Source organism: Shigella dysenteriae (genome assembly GCF_022354085.1).
Classification (GTDB): Bacteria; Pseudomonadota; Gammaproteobacteria; order Enterobacterales; family Enterobacteriaceae; genus Escherichia; species Escherichia coli.
The window spans coordinates 2,073,709-2,093,910 of sequence record NZ_CP055055.1 but is presented as its reverse complement, the minus strand read 5'-3'; the positions used below and the strand labels follow the sequence as shown (position 1 = coordinate 2,093,910).

Here is a 20,202-nt window from a genome sequence, read left to right as displayed (position 1 = left end):
TCGCGCTTTCAGGAAAATCCTTAAAAATGTGACCGATTGGTCAGACGCTGCAGAAGCAGTAAGATAGAAGATGAGTGTCTAATTCCCTGAATACAGGAGTAAATAATGCAAAAAATCGTGATCGTTGCCAATGGCGCACCTTACGGGAGCGAATCCTTGTTTAACAGCTTGCGGCTGGCCATTGCGTTACGAGAGCAGGAGAGCAATCTGGATCTGCGTCTGTTCCTGATGTCTGATGCGGTCACAGCCGGGTTGCGCGGGCAAAAACCAGGGGAAGGCTACAACATACAGCAAATGCTGGAGATCCTTACCGCTCAGAATGTACCGGTGAAATTGTGCAAAACCTGTACCGACGGGCGCGGGATTAGTACACTTCCTCTGATTGATGGGGTGGAAATCGGTACTCTTGTGGAACTGGCGCAATGGACGCTGTCAGCCGATAAAGTGCTCACATTTTAATGTTTGAGGGGGCGTCTGACGCCCCACGATGAGGGAAGTTTACTCAGGCGAATCCCGGCCGCAACACACCATCCGGATAATTCTCCGCCAGCAGTTTTTTTACCGATACCAGCAATTCATTCAGCCCATCGTCCTGCATTCCCAGTTTGATAAGCTCCTGTTCCAGTGAAAACAGGTATTGTGCGTTGGTTCCCAGCGGACCGCTCGCCGCCGCAATCAACGGCGCGATGACCTGAGCGCGAGTGTCAGATTCATATTCTGGATGTCGCGGGTCCATAATAAACACAATGGCGTTTACTGTGCGTCCATCATCAAGATCAAGCTGACACCAGGTTGGCAGATAACAGCCGGTAATCATCTCGCGCTTCCACAACAGGGTTAGTTCCTGCTCCAGCGTCTCTTCTGGCAGTCGATAGGCGACGCCTGTGGTGCGTCCGCCCTCTTTCAGTGCAAGCATCCGTCCCGGCTGGTGCGCAGTCCCGCGCCCAGCGGTCAGGCGCAGGCAAAATGCGCGATGCCATCCAACCAGTGTACCGGTGCACGACTCGGTAAACTCCAGTGCCGGATTCCACATCAACGATCCATAACCGAAGATCCACACCGGTCCCTCATCAGGTCGACAAGCCAGCGTCGCCGCCAGCGAAGCCGCCCGTTGTTCTGCTGACCATAAGAGTGATTCTTCAATGGCACCAAATGCCGTTTTACAATCGGCATTCATCAAGAAATCACGCGTTATCACCTTACACCTCCGCCACTGCATACTTCCCTGCGACAACTTTTTGGTGTCTTCCGGACATTTTTACTGCTCATTTTGAAACCACTAACGGGACAATATGCAATCCACGGACCACTTGCAAGGCAACACCGCACGAATAGCTTTAACTAAGCTACCGGTTTTACGATTTTTTATGCCATTTATCATCATCCCCTTTGGCATATTCATGCTTCACAGCAGCCCAGGCCACTTTATGCGCGGTTTCTTCGCGACTGGCGTCATCACGCCGATCTTCTTTATCTTTATATTGATCCCATGCGCTGTTGAACGCTTCTTTATAGATATCCTGGGCATGAGACGGTAGAACGTGCTTTACGCTTTCCGGCAGGTCGCTTTTCGTTTTATACGGCATCGTTGACTCCTTTTACAAAGTTGAACATTAAGTGTGGTCAACAATATCTACTCTTGCCAAAACATAAGAATTTTCATGTCAGACTGTTCTTAAGAAACGCTAAAACAAACATTGTCTAAACGTATTACTTATTTTTATGCCCCAATGAGTAAAAAATCGACAATGGGGTAAAAATTCGTAAAATGTTACCGATATCCAGACACTTTCTGTTATTTTTCCTACCTATTTTTTACATTTTCGATAAATTCATCTGCAAAGGGATAACCATAATGTCAAATGCTCAAGAGGCGGTAAAAACCCGCCACAAGGAGACTTCGCTTATTTTCCCGGTTCTGGCGCTGGTAGTGCTGTTCCTGTGGGGAAGCAGCCAGACACTACCAGTGGTCATTGCCATCAATCTTCTTGCGCTTATTGGTATTTTAAGTAGCGCCTTTAGTGTTGTCCGTCATGCGGACGTATTAGCCCATCGCCTGGGAGAACCTTACGGTTCGCTTATTCTTAGCCTTTCAGTGGTTATTCTTGAAGTTAGTTTGATTTCAGCTTTAATGGCAACCGGCGACGCCGCGCCAACGCTAATGCGTGATACGCTCTATTCGATCATTATGATTGTTACCGGTGGGCTGGTCGGCTTTTCATTATTGTTGGGCGGTCGTAAGTTTGCCACCCAATATATGAATCTGTTTGGTATTAAGCAGTATTTAATTGCGCTGTTCCCCCTAGCGATAATCGTACTGGTATTTCCAATGGCTCTGCCTGCGGCGAATTTTTCAACCGGTCAGGCGTTACTGGTAGCATTAATTTCTGCGGCAATGTATGGCGTATTTTTGCTGATCCAGACCAAAACGCATCAAAGTTTGTTTGTCTACGAGCACGAAGATGACAGTGATGACGACGACCCGCACCACGGTAAACCGTCTGCCCATAGCAGCCTGTGGCATGCTATCTGGTTGATTATCCACCTGATTGCCGTTATTGCAGTCACCAAAATGAACGCCAGCCCGCTGGAGACTTTGCTCGACAGCATGAATGCCCCTGTCGCCTTTACTGGCTTCCTGGTGGCACTGTTGATTCTGTCGCCGGAAGGTTTAGGTGCATTAAAAGCAGTGTTGAACAACCAGGTCCAGCGCGCGATGAATCTGTTCTTTGGTTCAGTGTTAGCAACAATTTCGCTTACCGTACCTGTCGTCACGCTAATTGCATTTATGACGGGTAACGAATTGCAGTTTGCACTTGGTGCGCCAGAAATGGTGGTGATGGTGGCCTCTTTAGTGCTGTGCCATATCTCCTTCTCCACCGGACGTACTAACGTGCTCAATGGCGCAGCGCATCTGGCACTGTTTGCCGCCTATTTGATGACGATATTTGCCTGACAGTTATATCTCCTCCGATGACGGAAATCGGGGGAGATAATATAAATTCCTGCTTATTGTATTTCTTCATACTACCTGGACAGGTCGTTAATCAGAATTGCGAGCCTGTACCACAACCTGCACGAAACCACTGCAACAGCTGTTGAAAAGCCGGAATGTACTCTTTATTGCAAACATTTCAGGGATGAAGTGAAGATGAATTGAGACGTAGTATCCACACCAAGCCGGCGTTATCCGGTGAGGCGCAATGTTGCGGGGGCTTTATCCCTGGTGGCATTGGTTGCTGGAAAGAGAAAACCCCCGCACGTTGAGAGGTAAAACCTGACAACAAAACGGGGGCTAATCTTGAAACCAGACACTTCAAGAATAGCCGCAAAATGTTGTCATTACAACAAGGCGGCTATATGACGCTCGCGCAGTTTGCCATGACTTTCTGGCACGACCTGGCGGCACCGATCCTGGCGGGAATTATTACCGCAGCGATTGTCGGCTGGTGGCGTAACCGGAAGTAAGGTGAAAACGGGCGTCAGGCTGCCGTGATGGCAATATGCGCCCGAAACCGGCCGCAGGGGTAACAGCCTGCGGCCATTTTTGTCTTTATCACTTCCACAAGTAAATATTGGCAACCCGAGCTGGAAGCATCATCCAGAGCACTCATGAAACGACTGTAACAGCTGTTGAAAAACCGGAATGCACTCTTCATTGCAAACATTTCAGGGATGAAGTGAAGATGAATTGAGTCGTAGTATCCACACCAAGCCGGCGTTATCCGGTGAGGCGCAATGTTGCGGGGGCTTTATCCCTGGTGGCATTGGTTGCTGGAAAGAGAAAACCCCCGCACGTTGAGAGGTAAAACCTGACAACAGAACGGGGGCTAATCTTGAACCATCAACAATTCAAGAATAGCCGCAAAATGTTGTCATTACAACAAGGCGGCTATATGACGCTCGCGCAGTTTGCCATGATTTTCTGGCACGACCTGGCAGCACCGATCCTGGCGGGAATTATTACCGCAGCGATTGTCGGCTGGTGGCGTAACCGGAAGTAAGGCGAAAACGGGCGTCAGGCTGCCGTGATGGCAATATGCGCCCGAAACCGGCCGCAGGGTAACAGCCTGCGGCCTTTTTTGTATCCGGCACCCATGAAAAAAGTCTTAACGCAGAACGCTAAGACTTTATTTTTCAAGCAAAAAAGATTACTTGCTGGTATCCAGTTCTTCGAAACCTTTCACCAGATCATCAATCGCTTTCATCTGCTTGAGGAACGGTTCCAGTTTAGCCAGCGGCAGCGCGGATGGACCATCACATTTCGCATGTTCCGGATCCGGATGCGCTTCAATAAACAGCCCCGCCAGACCTACCGCCATACCGGCTCGTGCCAGCTCAGCCACCTGAGCACGACGACCGCCGGAAGCTGCGCCAAAAGGATCGCGGCATTGCAATGCGTGGGTCACGTCGAAAATCACCGGCGAGTTACCAGACACTTTCTTCATAATGCTGAAGCCCAGCATATCGACAACCAGGTTGTCATAGCCGAAGTTAGCACCACGATCGCAAAGAATCACTTTTTCGTTGCCGCCTTCTTTGAATTTATCAACGATATTACCCATCTGTCCCGGGCTGACAAACTGTGGTTTCTTGACGTTAATTACCGCACCGGTTTTCGCCATGGCTTCAACCAGGTCAGTCTGGCGAGCAAGAAACGCCGGCAACTGAATCACATCCACGACATCAGCAACGGGCTGTGCCTGACTTGGTTCGTGAACGTCGGTGATAATTTTCACGCCAAAAGTCTGCTTCAACTCCTGGAAGATTTTCATCCCTTCTTCCAGGCCCGGTCCACGATAAGAGTGGATGGAGGAGCGGTTGGCTTTGTCAAAAGAGGCTTTGAACACGTAAGGGATACCCAGTTTCTGGGTCACGGTTACGTAGTGCTCGCAAATGCGCATCGCCAGATCGCGAGATTCCAGCACGTTCATACCGCCAAACAGTACGAACGGCAGGTCATTTGCTACGTTGATGTCGCCAATGCTAACCACTTTTTGTTTCATAGGATCGCCTTAATCTTGAGTAAAATGTCGATTAATTAATGCAGCACAATATGTTTATGCGCGATGTTATTTATTTGCGCACGGATCATTTCGCTGATCGGGTCTTCCGGACATTGTTCAACGAAATAACTTAAATCGTTCAACGCAACGTGTTCGCAATCCAGTTGCGCATAAATCAACCCGCGATCGCGAATTTCATAGGGATCTTCAGGGTTGAATTGTAATAAAGCTTCGCTGGTGCGTAACGCCAGCTCCATCTGATTTTCTTCCATCAACGAGGCTTTGAGTGTATCCAGCAATTTGCGGATTACCTCAATGTTATCAGCTTCATCAAGGTCTTCATAAAACAGTTCCGCCGACGGGCTGATATTTCCCTTTAACCATACGTCCAGCATATGTTCGCTTAACGATTCACCGTTAAAAGGATTAATCAGCCAAATTTCGCCATCCGGACATTCAATGCGCAATATCAGCTGCGTAGGGAAAATCACCGGCAGCAGCGGCAAATCTAGACGATTCGCGACCCATAATAAAACCGCACCTAATGATACCGCACTGCCCTGTCGATTCTTTAACACCTGGTCCAGCCATAATGCATCGGAAAGACGATAAACGCCGCGTGAGGCTTTAAATCCCCAGTCGCCGTAAAACAGCGCGATCAGTTTTTCCAGCTGCTCTTCTAAAGGCAGAAGCTGGCTGATTTCTTCCTTCGCCAGACTAACGAGACGCTCCAGTTCGTCGTAAACATCTTGCGAGGGAAAATCGCGGCGGATTGCTTCGCAAGCCAGGATCATGCCTTCGCACAATGGCGCTTTATTAAATTCGAAATCAGCTAACGATCTCATGACTTACCCCAGTAACGGTACTTTTGTGGTGGCGAGTTTAATGATGATGTACAGCACCACCAACGCCAGCGGGAAGGCAATAATGCGCGCCTGCTGACTGTGCATACGACGATAATCGAGTGCAATAAAACCCAAAACGATATAAATGATAACTCCAAACAGCTTTTCAGTCAGCCACTGTGCCTGCCCGGAAAATGGCAGGATGTGCGCTTTAGCCATCAACGCAATGCCGCTTAACAATAACACCGTATCGACAACCGGCGGCACAATGCGCGTCCAGCGAGCAAATGCCTGTGGATGCTTCTGATAACGTAGCCAGAAACGTAAGGTTAATAGCCCAACAGAAAGCGCGATACTAATAAGATGAACACTAAGCAGTGTAGAAAAACTTGTCATTGATAATAGCGGCCGAGCGTTACGCGCTCGTTATCACCATAGTCACGGCAGGTTTCGACGTCATGATACCCCGCGAGGATAAATGCCTGTCGCACCGCTTCGCCCTGCTGCCAGCCATGTTCCAGAAGCAGAAAGCCGCCGGATACCAGCGCGTTACGCGACTGTTCGATGATATGCACGATGTCTGCCATTCCACTGTCTGCCGCAACCAGCGCAGTGAGCGGCTCAAAGCGGACATCGCCTTGTTGAAGATGTGGGTCCTGCTCGTCAATATACGGCGGATTGCTGACAATCATCGCAAACTGCTGCCCGGCTAGCGCGCTAAACCAGTCACTTTGCAGAATGTGGATATTTTTGATCGCCAGATGCTGGGCATTACGTTGTGCCAGGGAGACAGCATCAGGCATACGATCTACAGCGATAATTTCGCAGTCCGGGCGCTCGCTAGCCAGCGCAAGCGCAATCGCCCCGGTACCCGTCCCGAGATCGAGAATACGGCAAGGTTGTTCAGGCAACCGCGCCAGTGCCTGCTCCACCAGACACTCCGTATCCGGGCGCGGAATTAAGGTCGCTGGCGAAACAAATAACGGCAACGACCAGAATTCTCGCACCCCGGTTAAATGAGCAATGGGTTCACCATCGCGACGACGTGTCAGTAGCGCATCAAGTTGCTGACATTGTTCGTCAGTCAGCTGCGTTTCACCAAAGGCGAGAATAAAAGTACGCCCTCTGCCGGTAACATGCTCCAGCAGGATTTCAGCATCACGCCGCGGGCTTTCGCTCGCCTGAAGTTGGCTTATTGCTTCACGTAACCAGTGTTGATATTCCATTATTCCTGCTCGGACAACGCCGCCAGTTGGTCGGCCTGATGTTCCTGGATAATCGGTTCAATCAGCATATCCAGCTTACCTTCCATCACTTCATCCAGGCGGTAGAGCGTCAGGTTGATGCGGTGATCGGTAACGCGCCCCTGCGGGAAATTGTAAGTACGGTTACGGTCGCTGCGATCGCCACTCCCCAGCAGGTTACGACGGGTAGACGCTTCGGCCTGTTGCCGTTTTGCCATTTCAGCAGCGTGGATGCGAGCACCGAGTACAGAAAGTGCTTTAGCTTTGTTTTTATGTTGTGAACGTTCGTCCTGACATTCAACAACAATCCCGGTCGGCAAGTGAGTAATACGAATTGCCGAATCGGTGGTGTTAACGTGCTGACCACCCGCCCCTGACGAGCGGAAAGTATCAATGCGTAAATCTGCTGGGTTGATGTCCGGCAGTTCTGCGTCAGGCAGTTCTGGCATTACCGCAACGGTACAAGCAGAAGTATGAATACGACCCTGCGATTCCGTAGCAGGAACACGCTGCACGCGATGACCGCCAGATTCGAATTTCAAACGACCATATACACCATCACCGCTAATTTTGGCGATGATCTCTTTATAACCACCATGTTCACCCTCGCTGGCGCTCATGATTTCTACCCGCCAGCGGCGGGCTTCGGCATAACGGCTGTACATACGGAACAGATCGCCCGCGAACAGCGCCGCTTCGTCGCCGCCGGTTCCGGCTCGGACTTCGAGGAAGGCGTTACGTTCGTCATCAGGATCTTTTGGCAGTAACAGAACCTGTAATTGCTGTTCCAGTTGCTCGCTTTTTTCTTTAGCTTCGCGCAGTTCATCCTGCGCCATCTCACGCATTTCAGGATCATCGAGCATCATCTGTGCGGTTTCGATATCTTCCTGAACCTGTTGCCAGTCGGTAAAACAGCGCGAAACATCACTTAACTGCGCATATTCGCGTGATAATGCGCGAAAACGTTCCTGGTCGGCGATAGTTTGCGCGTCACCCAGCAACGCCTGAACTTCTTCATGGCGTTCATGCAGGGCTTCCAGTTTGGCAACGATAGAAGGCTTCATAGGCGTAAATGCACCCTGTAAAAAAAGAAAATGATGTACTGCTACTCCAGCCCGAGGCTGTCGCGCAGAATATTCAGGCGTTCGTTATCCCCGTCACGGGCGGCCTGTTGAAGTGATTTCGTTGGCGCATGGATCAAGCGGTTAGTCAGTTTCCATGCCAGATCCTGCATAATGGCTTGCGCGTCGCCGCCCTGCTCAAGGGCCGCTAACGCTTTGGCGGTTAACTCATCGCGAACGTGCTCTGCCTGGCTGCGATACTCGCGAATGGTTTCGCTGGCGCTTTGTGCTCGCAGCCACGCCATAAATTCGCTGGTTTCCTGAGCGACAATAGTTTCCGCCTCAACCGCTGCGGCTTTACGTTGCGCCAGGTTGTGTGAAATGATGCTTTGCAGATCATCAACGCTATAAAGATAAGCATTCGCCAGTTTGCCAACTTCCGGCTCAACATCGCGCGGAACGGCAATATCCACCAACAGCATTGGTTGGTTGCGACGGCTTTTTAATGCGCGCTCCACCATGCCTTTCCCGATAATCGGTAACGGGCTGGCGGTGGAACTGATGATGATATCGGCTTCGCGCAGACGTTCGTCGATATCACTCAGGGCAATCACTTCCGCGCCGACTTCATCTGCCAGAATTTGGGCACGTTCGCGAGTGCGGTTGGCGATAATCATCTTCTGTACTTTATGTTCGCGCAGATGACGCGCTACCAGCTCGATGGTTTCGCCCGCGCCTACCAGCAACACTGTGACCGTAGAGAGCGATTCAAAGATCTGCCGCGCCAGCGTACAAGCCGCAAAAGCGACAGACACAGCGCTGGCACCGATATCTGTTTCAGTGCGAACGCGTTTCGCTACAGAGAAAGATTTCTGGAACATGCGTTCCAGTTCGCTGGCCTTCATATGGCCTTTTTGCGAATCGGCAAACGCTTTTTTAACCTGACCGAGGATCTGCGGCTCCCCAAGAACCAGTGAATCCAGGCCGCTGGCAACACGCATTAAATGGCTAACCGCGTCGTTATCCTGATGCCAGTAGAGGCTTTTACGCAGATCTTCTTCATTAAGATTGTGATAATCGCAAAGCCAGCGGATTAACGCCTCTTGCAAGTTGTCCTGCTCTTCGACGCTAAGATAAAGCTCAGTGCGGTTACACGTCGACAGCACCACCCCGCCCTGCACCATCGGCTGTGCGAGCAGACTGTCCAGCGCCTGATCAAGTTTGTCCGGCGAAAACGATACACGTTCTCGCAGCGATACAGGTGCCGTTTTATGGTTAATACCGAGCGCTAAAAGGGTCATGTCTGCGGGAAATAATACCAACGTTGATAAGGTTAGTCTCGGCGCATCATACCGTATGCGCGAGATCAATAAAAGGGAGCGCCCCCTTTTGGAGTAATTGCCCGAACCCGTTAGATTTCTACAATTAAGACAACTTGAACATAGACGATGACTAATGGTGACGCTAGCATTAAGGGTTATAACTGCAACGTATCTCAAGGACTTGTCATCACTATGCCCCTGCCCGATTTTCGTCTTATCCGCCTGCTACCGCTGGCTGCTCTTGTGCTCACTGCCTGTTCCGTTACCACGCCCAAAGGTCCTGGCAAAAGCCCGGATTCGCCACAATGGCGTCAGCATCAGCAAGACGTGCGCAATCTTAATCAGTATCAGACTCGCGGCGCGTTCGCTTATATTTCTGACCAACAAAAAGTGTACGCCCGTTTCTTCTGGCAGCAAACTGGTCAGGATCGCTACCGTCTGCTGCTGACTAACCCATTGGGCAGTACGGAACTGGAGCTGAATGCTCAACCGGGTAACGTGCAGTTAGTCGACAATAAAGGTCAGCGTTATACCGCCGATGACGCCGAAGAGATGATTGGCAAATTGACTGGAATGCCAATTCCGCTCAACAGCTTGCGCCAGTGGATTTTAGGTTTACCGGGTGATGCAACCGACTACAAACTGGACGACCAGTACCGCCTGAGCGAAATTACCTACAGCCAGAATGGCAAAAACTGGAAGGTTGTTTATGGTGGTTATGACACCAAAACGCAACCTGCGATGCCAGCCAATATGGAACTCACCGACGGTGGTCAACGCATCAAGTTAAAAATGGATAACTGGATAGTGAAATAATGCGGACACAGTGGCCCTCTCCGGCAAAACTTAATCTGTTTTTATACATTACCGGTCAGCGTGCGGATGGTTACCACACGCTGCAAACGCTGTTTCAGTTTCTTGATTACGGCGACACCATCAGCATTGAGCTTCGTGACGATGGGGATATTCGTCTGTTAACGCCCGTTGAAGGCGTGGAACATGAAGATAACCTGATCGTTCGCGCAGCGCGGTTGTTGATGAAAACTACGGCAGACAGCGGGCGTCTTCCGATGGGAAGCGGTGCGAATATCAGCATTGACAAGCGTTTGCCGATGGGCGGCGGTCTCGGCGGTGGTTCATCCAATGCCGCGACGGTTCTGGTGGCGTTAAATCATCTCTGGCAATGCGGGCTAAGCATGGATGAGCTGGCGGAAATGGGGCTGACGCTGGGCGCAGATGTTCCTGTCTTTGTTCGGGGGCATGCCGCGTTTGCCGAAGGCGTTGGTGAAATACTAACGCCGGTGGATCCGCCAGAGAAGTGGTATCTGGTGGCGCACCCTGGTGTAAGTATTCCGACTCCGGTGATTTTTAAAGATCCTGAACTCCCGCGCAATACGCCAAAAAGGTCAATAGAAACGTTGCTAAAATGTGAATTCAGCAATGATTGCGAGGTTATCGCAAGAAAACGTTTTCGCGAGGTTGATGCGGTGCTTTCCTGGCTGTTAGAATACGCCCCGTCGCGCCTGACTGGGACAGGGGCCTGTGTCTTTGCTGAATTTGATACAGAGTCTGAAGCCCGCCAGGTGCTAGAGCAAGCCCCGGAATGGCTCAATGGCTTTGTGGCGAAAGGCGCTAATCTTTCCCCATTGCACAGAGCCATGCTTTAAGCCGGGCAAGCTGAGTTTCGGTGACAACGTCACCTTGTTCCAGACGTTGCATCGCGCTCTTTAATACACCGCCTGGAAAGGATCATGCCTGGCCCGCACAGTTTTCGGCAGATTCTTTCCACCAATGGACGCATGCCTGAGGTTCTTCTCGTGCCTGATATGAAGCTTTTTGCTGGTAACGCCACCCCGGAACTAGCACAACGTATTGCCAACCGCCTGTACACTTCACTCGGCGACGCCGCTGTAGGTCGCTTTAGCGATGGCGAAGTCAGCGTACAAATTAATGAAAATGTACGCGGTGGTGATATTTTCATCATCCAGTCCACTTGTGCCCCTACTAACGACAACCTGATGGAATTAGTCGTTATGGTTGATGCCCTGCGTCGTGCTTCCGCAGGTCGTATCACCGCTGTTATCCCCTACTTTGGCTATGCGCGCCAGGACCGTCGCGTCCGTTCCGCTCGTGTACCAATCACTGCGAAAGTGGTTGCAGACTTCCTCTCCAGCGTCGGTGTTGACCGTGTGCTGACAGTGGATCTGCACGCTGAACAGATTCAGGGTTTCTTCGACGTTCCGGTTGATAACGTATTTGGTAGCCCGATCCTGCTGGAAGACATGCTGCAGCTGAATCTGGATAACCCAATTGTGGTTTCTCCGGACATCGGCGGCGTTGTGCGTGCCCGCGCTATCGCTAAGCTGCTGAACGATACCGATATGGCAATCATCGACAAACGTCGTCCGCGTGCGAACGTTTCCCAGGTGATGCATATCATCGGTGACGTTGCAGGTCGTGACTGCGTACTGGTCGATGATATGATCGACACTGGCGGTACGCTGTGTAAAGCTGCTGAAGCTCTGAAAGAACGTGGTGCTAAACGTGTATTTGCGTACGCGACTCACCCGATCTTCTCTGGCAACGCGGCGAACAACCTGCGTAACTCTGTAATTGATGAAGTCGTTGTCTGCGATACCATTCCGCTGAGCGATGAAATCAAATCACTGCCGAACGTGCGTACTCTGACCCTGTCAGGTATGCTGGCCGAAGCGATTCGTCGTATCAGCAACGAAGAATCGATCTCTGCCATGTTCGAACACTAATCGAACCCGGCTCAAAGACCCGCTGCGGCGGGTTTTTTTGTCTGTAATATCCATTTGTATGACCTATGCCTCCTTCACCTGCCATTTAGTTGACAGATGATGCGCTCACGGATGAAACATTATTGTGAACAAAATATTTTCCTCACATGTGATGCCTTTCCGCGCTCTGATCGACGCTTGCTGGAAAGAAAAATATACTGCCGCACGGTTTACCCGTGACCTGATTGCCGGGATAACCGTCGGGATTATTGCTATCCCGCTGGCGATGGCGTTGGCTATTGGTAGTGGTGTGGCACCCCAGTACGGTTTATATACCGCAGCTGTTGCGGGGATTGTCATTGCTCTGACGGGTGGGTCACGCTTTAGCGTTTCCGGTCCGACTGCGGCATTTGTGGTAATTCTCTATCCCGTGTCGCAACAGTTTGGACTGGCAGGACTGCTGGTTGCGACCTTGCTGTCGGGGATCTTTTTGATTCTGATGGGTCTGGCACGCTTTGGTCGCCTGATTGAGTATATTCCGGTTTCCGTCACCTTAGGTTTCACCTCGGGTATCGGGATCACCATCGGTACCATGCAGATTAAAGATTTTCTCGGTCTGCAAATGGCCCATGTCCCGGAACATTATCTACAAAAAGTCGGCGCATTATTTATGGCGCTGCCGACCATTAATGTGGGTGATGCTGCCATTGGCATTGTGACGCTAGGTATTCTTGTTTTCTGGCCGCGTCTGGGCATTCGTTTACCCGGTCACCTTCCGGCCTTGCTGGCTGGTTGCGCGGTGATGGGGATTGTTAACCTGCTCGGCGGACATGTTGCTACCATCGGTTCGCAATTCCACTACGTCCTGGCCGATGGTTCTCAGGGTAACGGTATTCCGCAACTGCTGCCGCAACTGGTGCTGCCGTGGGATCTGCCTAATTCAGAATTCACGCTAACCTGGGATTCTATTCGCACACTGCTGCCTGCGGCATTCTCAATGGCAATGCTCGGCGCAATCGAATCTCTGCTCTGCGCCGTGGTGCTGGATGGTATGACCGGGACGAAACACAAGGCGAATAGCGAACTGGTTGGACAGGGACTGGGGAATATCATCGCTCCGTTCTTTGGTGGTATTACCGCTACAGCTGCCATCGCGCGTTCTGCCGCTAACGTCCGTGCCGGGGCAACTTCCCCTATCTCGGCGGTGATCCACTCTATTCTGGTTATTCTTGCCCTGCTGGTACTGGCACCGCTGCTCTCCTGGCTGCCGCTTTCCGCTATGGCAGCCCTGCTGTTGATGGTGGCGTGGAACATGAGTGAAGCGCATAAAGTGGTCGACTTGCTGCGTCATGCACCGAAAGATGACATCATTGTCATGCTGCTGTGCATGTCGCTAACCGTGCTGTTTGATATGGTTATTGCCATCAGCGTGGGGATCGTGCTGGCATCGCTGCTGTTTATGCGTCGTATCGCACGTATGACTCGCCTGGCACCGGTAGTCGTAGATGTTCCAGACGATGTCCTGGTACTGCGCGTTATTGGCCCGCTGTTTTTTGCTGCTGCTGAAGGCTTATTCACGGACCTGGAGTCACGTCTTGAAGGCAAACGGATTGTGATTCTGAAGTGGGATGCCGTTCCGGTACTTGATGCTGGTGGTCTTGATGCGTTCCAGCGTTTTGTGAAGCGTCTGCCCGAAGGATGTGAACTGCGCGTGTGCAACGTGGAATTCCAGCCACTGCGCACTATGGCTCGCGCAGGCATTCAACCGATCCCGGGACGCCTCGCGTTCTTCCCGAATCGTCGCGCGGCGATGGCGGATTTATAAGTACGAGATTGACCAGTCAGCGCAAACTGACTGGTCAGCAAACTGCATTATTTGTTAGCTATGACGGCGATTATCGCTACGGCGGCAACGTTTGTCATAGTGGCGAACCCACCAGTAACGGTCGCACACCTGTTCATGCCCGCCAACACGGGCACCCGCCAGCCAGAGAATGGCACCGACGAAAATACTTAGCACTGCACCATGTGCGAAATACTGGGGCATATTAAACTGTGGTAACTGGTTGAGGATTGAATACCCCACGCCGACCACCATTACCACCAGACCCAACCCCATGAGCACGTTACCGAGTAACGAAGCGTTTTTGCGTTTCATATGTCACCTCCGGAACTTTCTGGGTTGTAACAGGGAATACCCCTCTTCCTTATGTGTAAAGTATAGACAACACCCTGTGGGTTATGTGCGGGCGTGATCACAATTACAACCCTTATTTCAACAAAACTTTACAAATAAACGCCTGAACACCCTGACTTTCTAATAGTCCACTCAGGCAATTATTACGTTATCTGCATTTGATACGCAGTTTTTTGTCAAGCGGGGCCGCAACCAGTAAACTACGCGCCAGTTATGTACACACTCAGGACAAAAAAACGTGACGATTAAATTGATTGTCGGCCTGGCGAACCCCGGTGCTGAATACGCCGCAACGCGACATAATGCTGGTGCCTGGTTCGTTGACTTACTGGCAGAGCGTTTGCGCGCTCCGCTGCGCGAAGAGGCTAAATTCTTTGGTTATACTTCGCGAGTCACCCTTGGAGGCGAAGATGTCCGCCTGTTAGTCCCGACTACATTTATGAATCTCAGCGGCAAAGCCGTTGCGGCGATGGCCAGTTTTTTCCGCATTAATCCGGACGAAATTCTGGTGGCCCACGACGAACTGGATCTGCCTCCTGGCGTCGCCAAATTTAAGTTGGGCGGTGGCCATGGTGGTCACAATGGACTGAAAGACATCATCAGTAAATTGGGTAATAACCCTAACTTTCACCGTTTACGCATCGGAATCGGTCATCCGGGCGATAAAAATAAAGTTGTTGGTTTTGTGTTAGGCAAACCGCCTGTTAGTGAACAGAAGTTAATTGATGAAGCCATCGACGAAGCGGCGCGTTGTACTGAAATGTGGTTTACAGATGGCTTGACCAAAGCAACGAACCGATTGCACGCCTTTAAAGCGCAATAAGTCGTTGTCTGCGGCATTTTTGCCGAGTGCCGTGTATAATAGGCAAAGTTATTTCCATTTCTGCAATCTGTTAGCAATAACAGGTTGATTATTAAGATATTAAGGTGATTTAAATCATGGGATTCAAATGCGGTATCGTCGGTTTGCCCAACGTCGGGAAATCTACCCTGTTCAACGCGCTGACCAAAGCCGGTATTGAAGCGGCCAACTTTCCATTCTGCACCATTGAGCCGAACACAGGCGTCGTACCAATGCCTGATCCTCGCCTGGATCAACTGGCTGAAATCGTAAAACCGCAACGTACGCTTCCCACGACCATGGAATTTGTCGATATCGCCGGTCTGGTAAAAGGCGCATCGAAAGGCGAAGGTCTGGGTAACCAGTTCCTGACCAACATCCGTGAAACCGAAGCGATCGGTCACGTTGTTCGCTGCTTTGAAAATGACAACATCATTCACGTTTCCGGCAAAGTTAACCCGGCTGACGATATTGAAGTTATCAACACCGAACTGGCGCTGGCAGACCTCGACACCTGCGAACGTGCGATTCATCGCGTACAGAAGAAAGCCAAAGGTGGCGATAAAGACGCGAAAGCTGAGCTGGCGGTCCTGGAAAAATGCCTGCCCCAGCTGGAAAACGCAGGTATGCTGCGCGCGCTGGATTTAAGCGCTGAAGAGAAAGCGGCTATTCGTTACCTGAGCTTCCTGACGCTGAAACCAACAATGTACATCGCCAACGTCAACGAAGACGGTTTTGAAAACAACCCATATCTTGACCAGGTGCGTGAAATCGCGGCGAAAGAAGGTTCTGTTGTGGTTCCGGTTTGTGCTGCTGTTGAAGCAGACATTGCCGAACTGGACGACGAAGAACGTGACGAGTTTATGCAGGAGCTTGGGCTGGAAGAGCCGGGCCTGAACCGTGTGATCCGTGCCGGTTATAAGCTGCTGAACCTGCAAACTTACTTCACCGCTGGGGTGAAAGAAGTGCGTGCATGGACCATTCCGGTTGGAGCAACCGCGCCGCAGGCAGCGGGCAAAATCCATACTGATTTTGAAAAAGGCTTTATCCGTGCACAAACCATCTCGTTTGAAGATTTCATCACTTACAAAGGTGAACAAGGCGCGAAAGAAGCAGGCAAAATGCGTGCAGAAGGTAAAGATTACATCGTGAAAGATGGCGATGTGATGAACTTCCTTTTCAACGTCTAATTAATTTATTGTCTCATGAGGTTTCGCTAAATCTCATGAAGAGCGCAAAAGTATATAAAATCCACGCAATTGCGTGGATTTTTCATTTCACCGAGTCCGAATCATTCTTGTAACATCCTACACTTTTGTGCTTATTGCCTACAGTGAACCACGAGAATAATTAAAGACATAAGTGTTCAGATGACGGATATCTCATTAGCAGTGATATAACGTCAGTTTTTGTTCCACTACACATCAGCCCCCTTCACAGCTGATCAATATTGATCACGCTCCAATATGCTGGCGAGAAAAGGACTTACCTGAAGGGTAATATCCCGCAGATAAAGTCCCCGAATAACGTGATTACGTGCGATCCTGGCAAGATGAAAATGATAACCAGTAGCACAATAACAACGATAGGCCAGAAAACCCATTGACCAAAAATGAATATCGATGTTTTTTGCTTTTTCTTATTAGTAATGCAAAAATGGCGCATATTGTTTTTGTTATGCAGATACATCAAGCGAAAATCCCGTAACTAATTAGGATTATTACAAAAAATCTTCACCAAATTTTTTAACCGCTGTTTGTTGTAATATTTTTGCCATATTCATAGTAACGAATTGGAATAAGTAACGACAACTTAGGGAATAACTCGATATAAACTCACCTTTGTAAGGGGGATGTTAAATATATATTAATTCCTGTGTTCCTGATTTTGCCCGGTAATAGAGAATTATTCTCAGAGAAGCTCATCATGATTGCACCATACAAATATCATGATGATAAGAGGATATTATTCATTGACTTAAACAAAATGACAAAATCCATAGACCCATAGCCTGGGTACTATATAGGAGTGGTATGGGCATCAAACAACACAATGGGAATACCAAAGCCGATCGTCTCGCTGAATTAAAAATCCGTTCGCCCTCAATTCAACTGATAAAATTTGGCGCTATTGGTTTGAATGCAATTATCTTTTCCCCCCTGCTGATAGCTGCTGATACAGGAAGTCAATATGGCACCAATATTACTATTAATGATGGTGACAGAATTACAGGAGATACCGCCGATCCATCAGGAAACCTCTATGGTGTAATGACCCCAGCAGGAAACACGCCTGGCAATATCAACCTGGGTAATGGTGTCACCGTCAATGTCAACGACGCCTCTGGATATGCAAAAGGAATCATTATTCAGGGCAAAAACAGCTCCCTGACAGCTAACCGACTCACAGTAGATGTTGTTGGTCAAACCTCTGCCATCGGCATTAATTTAATTGGTGACTATACCCATGCTGACTTAGGCACAGGCAGCACCATTAAGAGTAACGATGACGGCATCATTATTGGGCATAGCTCAACACTAACAGCCACTCAATTCACCATTGAAAACTCGAACGGTATAGGCCTAACCATCAATGACTATGGCACCAGTGTCGATCTTGGAAGCGGAAGTAAAATCAAGACCGATGGAAGTACAGGTGTTTATATCGGTGGTCTCAACGGCAATAACGCCAATGGTGCTGCGCGTTTTACGGCGACAGACCTGACAATCGATGTTCAGGGCTACAGCGCCATGGGGATAAACGTACAGAAAAACTCTGTTGTCGATCTCGGAACAAACAGTACCATTAAAACCAATGGCGATAATGCTCACGGCCTCTGGAGCTTTGGCCAGGTTAGCGCGAATGCACTCACTGTTGATGTAACTGGAGCCGCGGCCAATGGCGTCGAAGTTCGTGGTGGTACAACCACTATCGGTGCAGATAGCCATATTTCTTCCGCGCAGGGCGGTGGTCTCGTAGCCAGTGGTTCAGACGCGACAATCAATTTTTCTGGCACGGCAGCGCAACGAAACAGCATCTTTTCCGGCGGTTCTTATGGTGCCTCGGCCCAGACGGCAACGGCTGTTATCAACATGCAAAATACGGATATTACGGTTGATCGTAATGGCAGTCTGGCGCTGGGTTTGTGGGCGCTCAGCGGCGGTAGAATAACCGGAGACAGTTTGGCTATCACCGGCGCGGCAGGAGCCAGGGGGATTTATGCCATGACCAACAGCCAGATCGACCTCACGAGCGATCTGGTCATTGATATGAGTACACCCGACCAGATGGCCATCGCAACGCAACATGACGATGGTTATGCCGCCAGCCGCATCAACGCCTCGGGTCGTATGCTTATCAACGGTAGCGTTCTTTCCAAAGGTGGGCTAATCAATCTGGATATGCACCCTGGGTCGGTTTGGACAGGTTCCTCCCTCAGCGATAATGTCAATGGCGGGAAACTGGACGTTGTAATGAATAACAGCGTCTGGAACGTAACAAGTAATTCTAATCTCGACACGCTGACGCTGAGCCATTCAACTGTCGATTTTGCCAGCCACGGGTCAACTGCCGGCACATTTACCACATTAAACGTAGAGAACCTGAGCGGTAACAGTACCTTTATTATGCGTGCTGATGTTGTTGGCGAGGGTAATGGCGTTAATAATAAAGGGGATTTATTGAATATCAGCGGGAGTAGTGCTGGTAATCACGTATTGGCTATCCGCAACCAGGGCAGCGAGGCCACAACGGGAAATGAAGTTCTGACAGTGGTAAAAACCACTGACGGTGCGGCCTCGTTCAGCGCGTCTTCTCAGGTTGAGTTGGGGGGATATCTGTACGATGTGCGTAAAAATGGCACTAACTGGGAGCTTTACGCTTCCGGGACAGTTCCAGAACCGACTCCTAATCCTGAACCAACACCAGCTCCCGCTCAGCCTCCCATAGTCAACCCCGATCCTACGCCTGAACCCGATCCTACGCCTACCCCCACTCCCACACCTAAACCCACCACGACCGCAGATGCTGGCGGCAATTATCTCAATGTTGGTTACTTATTGAACTATGTTGAAAACCGTACGCTGATGCAACGGATGGGTGACCTGCGAAATCAGAGTAAAGACGGTAATATCTGGCTGCGCAGTTATGGGGGAAGCCTGGACTCCTTCGCCAGTGGCAAACTGAGCGGCTTTGACATGGGTTACAGCGGTATCCAGTTTGGTGGGGATAAACGTCTCTCTGATGAAATGCCGTTGTATGTCGGTCTGTATATTGGCTCAACACATGCATCGCCGGACTATAGCGGTGGCGACGGTACCGCACGTTCAGACTACATGGGAATGTACGCCAGTTACATGGCACACAACGGTTTTTACAGCGATCTCGTTGTAAAAGCATCGCGCCAGAAAAATAGTTTCCACGTACTGGACAGTCAGAACAACGGCGTTAACGCCAACGGCACTGCGAATGGATTGAGCATCTCCCTGGAAGCCGGGCAGAGGTTCAACCTGACCCCTACTGGTTATGGGTTCTATATAGAGCCGCAAACCCAGCTCACATACAGCCACCAGAATGAGATGGCTATGAAGGCGAGTAATGGTCTCAATATACATCTGAATCACTACGAATCGCTGCTGGGGCGTGCCAGCATGATACTGGGATATGACATCACCGCAGGTAAAAGCCAGCTGAATATCTATGTGAAGACTGGCGCTATCCACGAGTTTTCAGGGGATACAGAATATCTGTTGAACAACTCCCGGGAGAAGTACAGTTTCAAAGGTAATGGCTGGAATAACGGCGTGGGAGTCAGTGCACAGTATAACAAACAGCACACATTCTACCTCGAAGCGGATTACACGCAGGGTAACCTCTTTGATCAGAAGCAAGTCAACGGAGGATATCGCTTCAGCTTTTAAGTGCGGGATAGACAAGCCCTTAA

20 protein-coding genes are annotated in these 20,202 nt (G+C 50.1%); 11 read left to right on the top strand and 9 right to left on the bottom strand.

The genetic code is table 11. The features are described 5' to 3' along the window. Positions 1-105 precede the first annotated feature (105 nt). Positions 106-459, top strand: a complete 354-nt coding sequence (gene ychN / locus HUZ68_RS10060) for a DsrE/F sulfur relay family protein YchN (protein WP_001169669.1) — start codon at positions 106-108, stop codon at positions 457-459. A gap of 43 nt (positions 460-502) precedes the next feature. On the opposite strand, the gene chaC is transcribed toward ychN, so the two are convergent. Both chaC and chaB read right to left on the bottom strand, forming a co-directional pair. Next, positions 503-1,198, bottom strand: coding sequence for a glutathione-specific gamma-glutamylcyclotransferase (chaC, locus tag HUZ68_RS10055; RefSeq protein WP_000632706.1), 696 nt, complete (start codon positions 1,196-1,198; stop codon positions 503-505). Between the two features lie 157 nt (positions 1,199-1,355). After that, positions 1,356-1,586 (bottom strand): putative cation transport regulator ChaB, encoded by a 231-nt coding sequence (gene chaB / locus HUZ68_RS10050; RefSeq protein WP_001146444.1) that lies wholly within the window; start codon positions 1,584-1,586, stop codon positions 1,356-1,358. A gap of 269 nt (positions 1,587-1,855) precedes the next feature. Here chaB and chaA point away from each other — a divergent pair, with 269 nt between their 5' ends. The 3 genes from chaA to HUZ68_RS10035 all read left to right on the top strand — a co-directional run bounded on the left by chaA (position 1,856) and on the right by HUZ68_RS10035 (position 4,004). Next, on the top strand, positions 1,856-2,956 hold the full coding sequence (chaA, locus tag HUZ68_RS10045; protein WP_001301956.1) for a sodium-potassium/proton antiporter ChaA: 1,101 nt from the start codon (positions 1,856-1,858) through the stop codon (positions 2,954-2,956). A 404-nt stretch (positions 2,957-3,360) separates the two neighbouring features. Further along, a complete protein-coding gene (locus tag HUZ68_RS10040; protein WP_000170963.1) occupies positions 3,361-3,468 on the top strand; it encodes a type I toxin-antitoxin system toxin Ldr family protein in 108 nt (35 codons plus the stop codon). 428 nt (positions 3,469-3,896) lie between these two features. Continuing rightward, on the top strand, positions 3,897-4,004 hold the full coding sequence (locus HUZ68_RS10035) for a type I toxin-antitoxin system toxin Ldr family protein (RefSeq protein WP_000170954.1): 108 nt from the start codon (positions 3,897-3,899) through the stop codon (positions 4,002-4,004). 147 nt (positions 4,005-4,151) lie between these two features. Here the strand turns inward: HUZ68_RS10035 and kdsA are convergent, their stop codons facing one another. The 6 genes from kdsA to hemA are packed head-to-tail and all read right to left on the bottom strand — an operon-like array spanning position 4,152 to position 9,457. After that, positions 4,152-5,006: a 3-deoxy-8-phosphooctulonate synthase gene (kdsA, locus tag HUZ68_RS10030; protein ID WP_000811065.1), complete on the bottom strand. Its 855-nt coding sequence runs from the start codon at positions 5,004-5,006 to the stop codon at positions 4,152-4,154. Between the two features lie 35 nt (positions 5,007-5,041). Next, positions 5,042-5,851, bottom strand: coding sequence for an invasion regulator SirB1 (gene sirB1, locus HUZ68_RS10025; RefSeq protein WP_001257044.1), 810 nt, complete (start codon positions 5,849-5,851; stop codon positions 5,042-5,044). Between the two features lie 3 nt (positions 5,852-5,854). Continuing rightward, on the bottom strand, positions 5,855-6,247 hold the full coding sequence (sirB2, locus tag HUZ68_RS10020; protein WP_000200378.1) for an invasion regulator SirB2: 393 nt from the start codon (positions 6,245-6,247) through the stop codon (positions 5,855-5,857). Beyond that, a complete protein-coding gene (gene prmC, locus HUZ68_RS10015) occupies positions 6,244-7,077 on the bottom strand; it encodes a peptide chain release factor N(5)-glutamine methyltransferase (protein WP_000456467.1) in 834 nt (277 codons plus the stop codon). The genes sirB2 and prmC overlap by 4 nt, the downstream gene beginning before the upstream one ends. Further along, positions 7,077-8,159 carry a peptide chain release factor 1 gene (gene prfA / locus HUZ68_RS10010; protein ID WP_000804726.1) on the bottom strand — a complete coding sequence of 361 codons (1,083 nt, stop codon included), beginning with the start codon at positions 8,157-8,159 and terminating at the stop codon, positions 7,077-7,079. Before prfA ends, prmC begins: the two co-directional genes overlap by 1 nt. A 41-nt stretch (positions 8,160-8,200) precedes the next feature. Next, positions 8,201-9,457: a glutamyl-tRNA reductase gene (gene hemA, locus HUZ68_RS10005; RefSeq protein ID WP_000173196.1), complete on the bottom strand. Its 1,257-nt coding sequence runs from the start codon at positions 9,455-9,457 to the stop codon at positions 8,201-8,203. Positions 9,458-9,670: 213 nt separating this feature from the next. Here hemA and lolB point away from each other — a divergent pair, with 213 nt between their 5' ends. From lolB to dauA, 4 genes are all read left to right on the top strand, one after another. Then, positions 9,671-10,294: a lipoprotein insertase outer membrane protein LolB gene (gene lolB, locus HUZ68_RS10000; protein ID WP_001130692.1), complete on the top strand. Its 624-nt coding sequence runs from the start codon at positions 9,671-9,673 to the stop codon at positions 10,292-10,294. Further along, positions 10,294-11,145, top strand: coding sequence for a 4-(cytidine 5'-diphospho)-2-C-methyl-D-erythritol kinase (gene ispE, locus HUZ68_RS09995; protein ID WP_033815768.1), 852 nt, complete (start codon positions 10,294-10,296; stop codon positions 11,143-11,145). Before lolB ends, ispE begins: the two co-directional genes overlap by 1 nt. 150 nt (positions 11,146-11,295) lie before the next feature. Further along, positions 11,296-12,243: a ribose-phosphate diphosphokinase gene (gene prs / locus HUZ68_RS09990; RefSeq protein WP_001298109.1), complete on the top strand. Its 948-nt coding sequence runs from the start codon at positions 11,296-11,298 to the stop codon at positions 12,241-12,243. A gap of 151 nt (positions 12,244-12,394) precedes the next feature. Continuing rightward, the gene (gene dauA, locus HUZ68_RS09985) at positions 12,395-14,047 is read left to right on the top strand and encodes a C4-dicarboxylic acid transporter DauA (RefSeq protein ID WP_001300632.1); all 1,653 of its coding nucleotides are present in this window, start codon (positions 12,395-12,397) and stop codon (positions 14,045-14,047) included. Positions 14,048-14,101: 54 nt separating this feature from the next. On the opposite strand, the gene ychH is transcribed toward dauA, so the two are convergent. Continuing rightward, positions 14,102-14,380 (bottom strand): stress-induced protein YchH, encoded by a 279-nt coding sequence (gene ychH, locus HUZ68_RS09980; RefSeq protein ID WP_000823885.1) that lies wholly within the window; start codon positions 14,378-14,380, stop codon positions 14,102-14,104. 277 nt (positions 14,381-14,657) lie between these two features. Between ychH and pth the strand changes: the two genes are divergently transcribed. The 3 genes from pth to HUZ68_RS09965 all read left to right on the top strand — a co-directional run bounded on the left by pth (position 14,658) and on the right by HUZ68_RS09965 (position 20,179). Further along, a complete protein-coding gene (gene pth, locus HUZ68_RS09975) occupies positions 14,658-15,242 on the top strand; it encodes an aminoacyl-tRNA hydrolase (protein WP_000152933.1) in 585 nt (194 codons plus the stop codon). A 116-nt stretch (positions 15,243-15,358) separates the two neighbouring features. Next, positions 15,359-16,450: a redox-regulated ATPase YchF gene (gene ychF, locus HUZ68_RS09970; RefSeq protein ID WP_000505866.1), complete on the top strand. Its 1,092-nt coding sequence runs from the start codon at positions 15,359-15,361 to the stop codon at positions 16,448-16,450. 843 nt (positions 16,451-17,293) lie between these two features. Next, a complete protein-coding gene (locus HUZ68_RS09965) occupies positions 17,294-20,179 on the top strand; it encodes an autotransporter outer membrane beta-barrel domain-containing protein (RefSeq protein WP_033815767.1) in 2,886 nt (961 codons plus the stop codon). The last annotated feature ends 23 nt before the right edge of the window (positions 20,180-20,202 follow it).

Bases quoted from the DNA above. Each gene is read 5' to 3' on its own strand.
- prmC (WP_000456467.1), bottom strand. From the start codon at position 7,077: ATGGAATATCAACACTGGTTACGTGAAGCAATAAGCCAACTTCAGGCG.
- dauA (WP_001300632.1), top strand. From the start codon at position 12,395: ATGCCTTTCCGCGCTCTGATCGACGCTTGCTGGAAAGAAAAATATACT.
- chaA (WP_001301956.1), top strand. From the start codon at position 1,856: ATGTCAAATGCTCAAGAGGCGGTAAAAACCCGCCACAAGGAGACTTCG.
- HUZ68_RS09965 (WP_033815767.1), top strand. From the start codon at position 17,294: ATGGGCATCAAACAACACAATGGGAATACCAAAGCCGATCGTCTCGCT.
- HUZ68_RS10040 (WP_000170963.1), top strand. From the start codon at position 3,361: ATGACGCTCGCGCAGTTTGCCATGACTTTCTGGCACGACCTGGCGGCA.
- sirB2 (WP_000200378.1), bottom strand. From the start codon at position 6,247: ATGACAAGTTTTTCTACACTGCTTAGTGTTCATCTTATTAGTATCGCG.
- lolB (WP_001130692.1), top strand. From the start codon at position 9,671: ATGCCCCTGCCCGATTTTCGTCTTATCCGCCTGCTACCGCTGGCTGCT.
- prfA (WP_000804726.1), bottom strand. From the start codon at position 8,159: ATGAAGCCTTCTATCGTTGCCAAACTGGAAGCCCTGCATGAACGCCAT.
- kdsA (WP_000811065.1), bottom strand. From the start codon at position 5,006: ATGAAACAAAAAGTGGTTAGCATTGGCGACATCAACGTAGCAAATGAC.
- ychN (WP_001169669.1), top strand. From the start codon at position 106: ATGCAAAAAATCGTGATCGTTGCCAATGGCGCACCTTACGGGAGCGAA.
- sirB1 (WP_001257044.1), bottom strand. From the start codon at position 5,851: ATGAGATCGTTAGCTGATTTCGAATTTAATAAAGCGCCATTGTGCGAA.
- HUZ68_RS10035 (WP_000170954.1), top strand. From the start codon at position 3,897: ATGACGCTCGCGCAGTTTGCCATGATTTTCTGGCACGACCTGGCAGCA.
- ychF (WP_000505866.1), top strand. From the start codon at position 15,359: ATGGGATTCAAATGCGGTATCGTCGGTTTGCCCAACGTCGGGAAATCT.
- hemA (WP_000173196.1), bottom strand. From the start codon at position 9,457: ATGACCCTTTTAGCGCTCGGTATTAACCATAAAACGGCACCTGTATCG.
- chaB (WP_001146444.1), bottom strand. From the start codon at position 1,586: ATGCCGTATAAAACGAAAAGCGACCTGCCGGAAAGCGTAAAGCACGTT.
- ychH (WP_000823885.1), bottom strand. From the start codon at position 14,380: ATGAAACGCAAAAACGCTTCGTTACTCGGTAACGTGCTCATGGGGTTG.
- ispE (WP_033815768.1), top strand. From the start codon at position 10,294: ATGCGGACACAGTGGCCCTCTCCGGCAAAACTTAATCTGTTTTTATAC.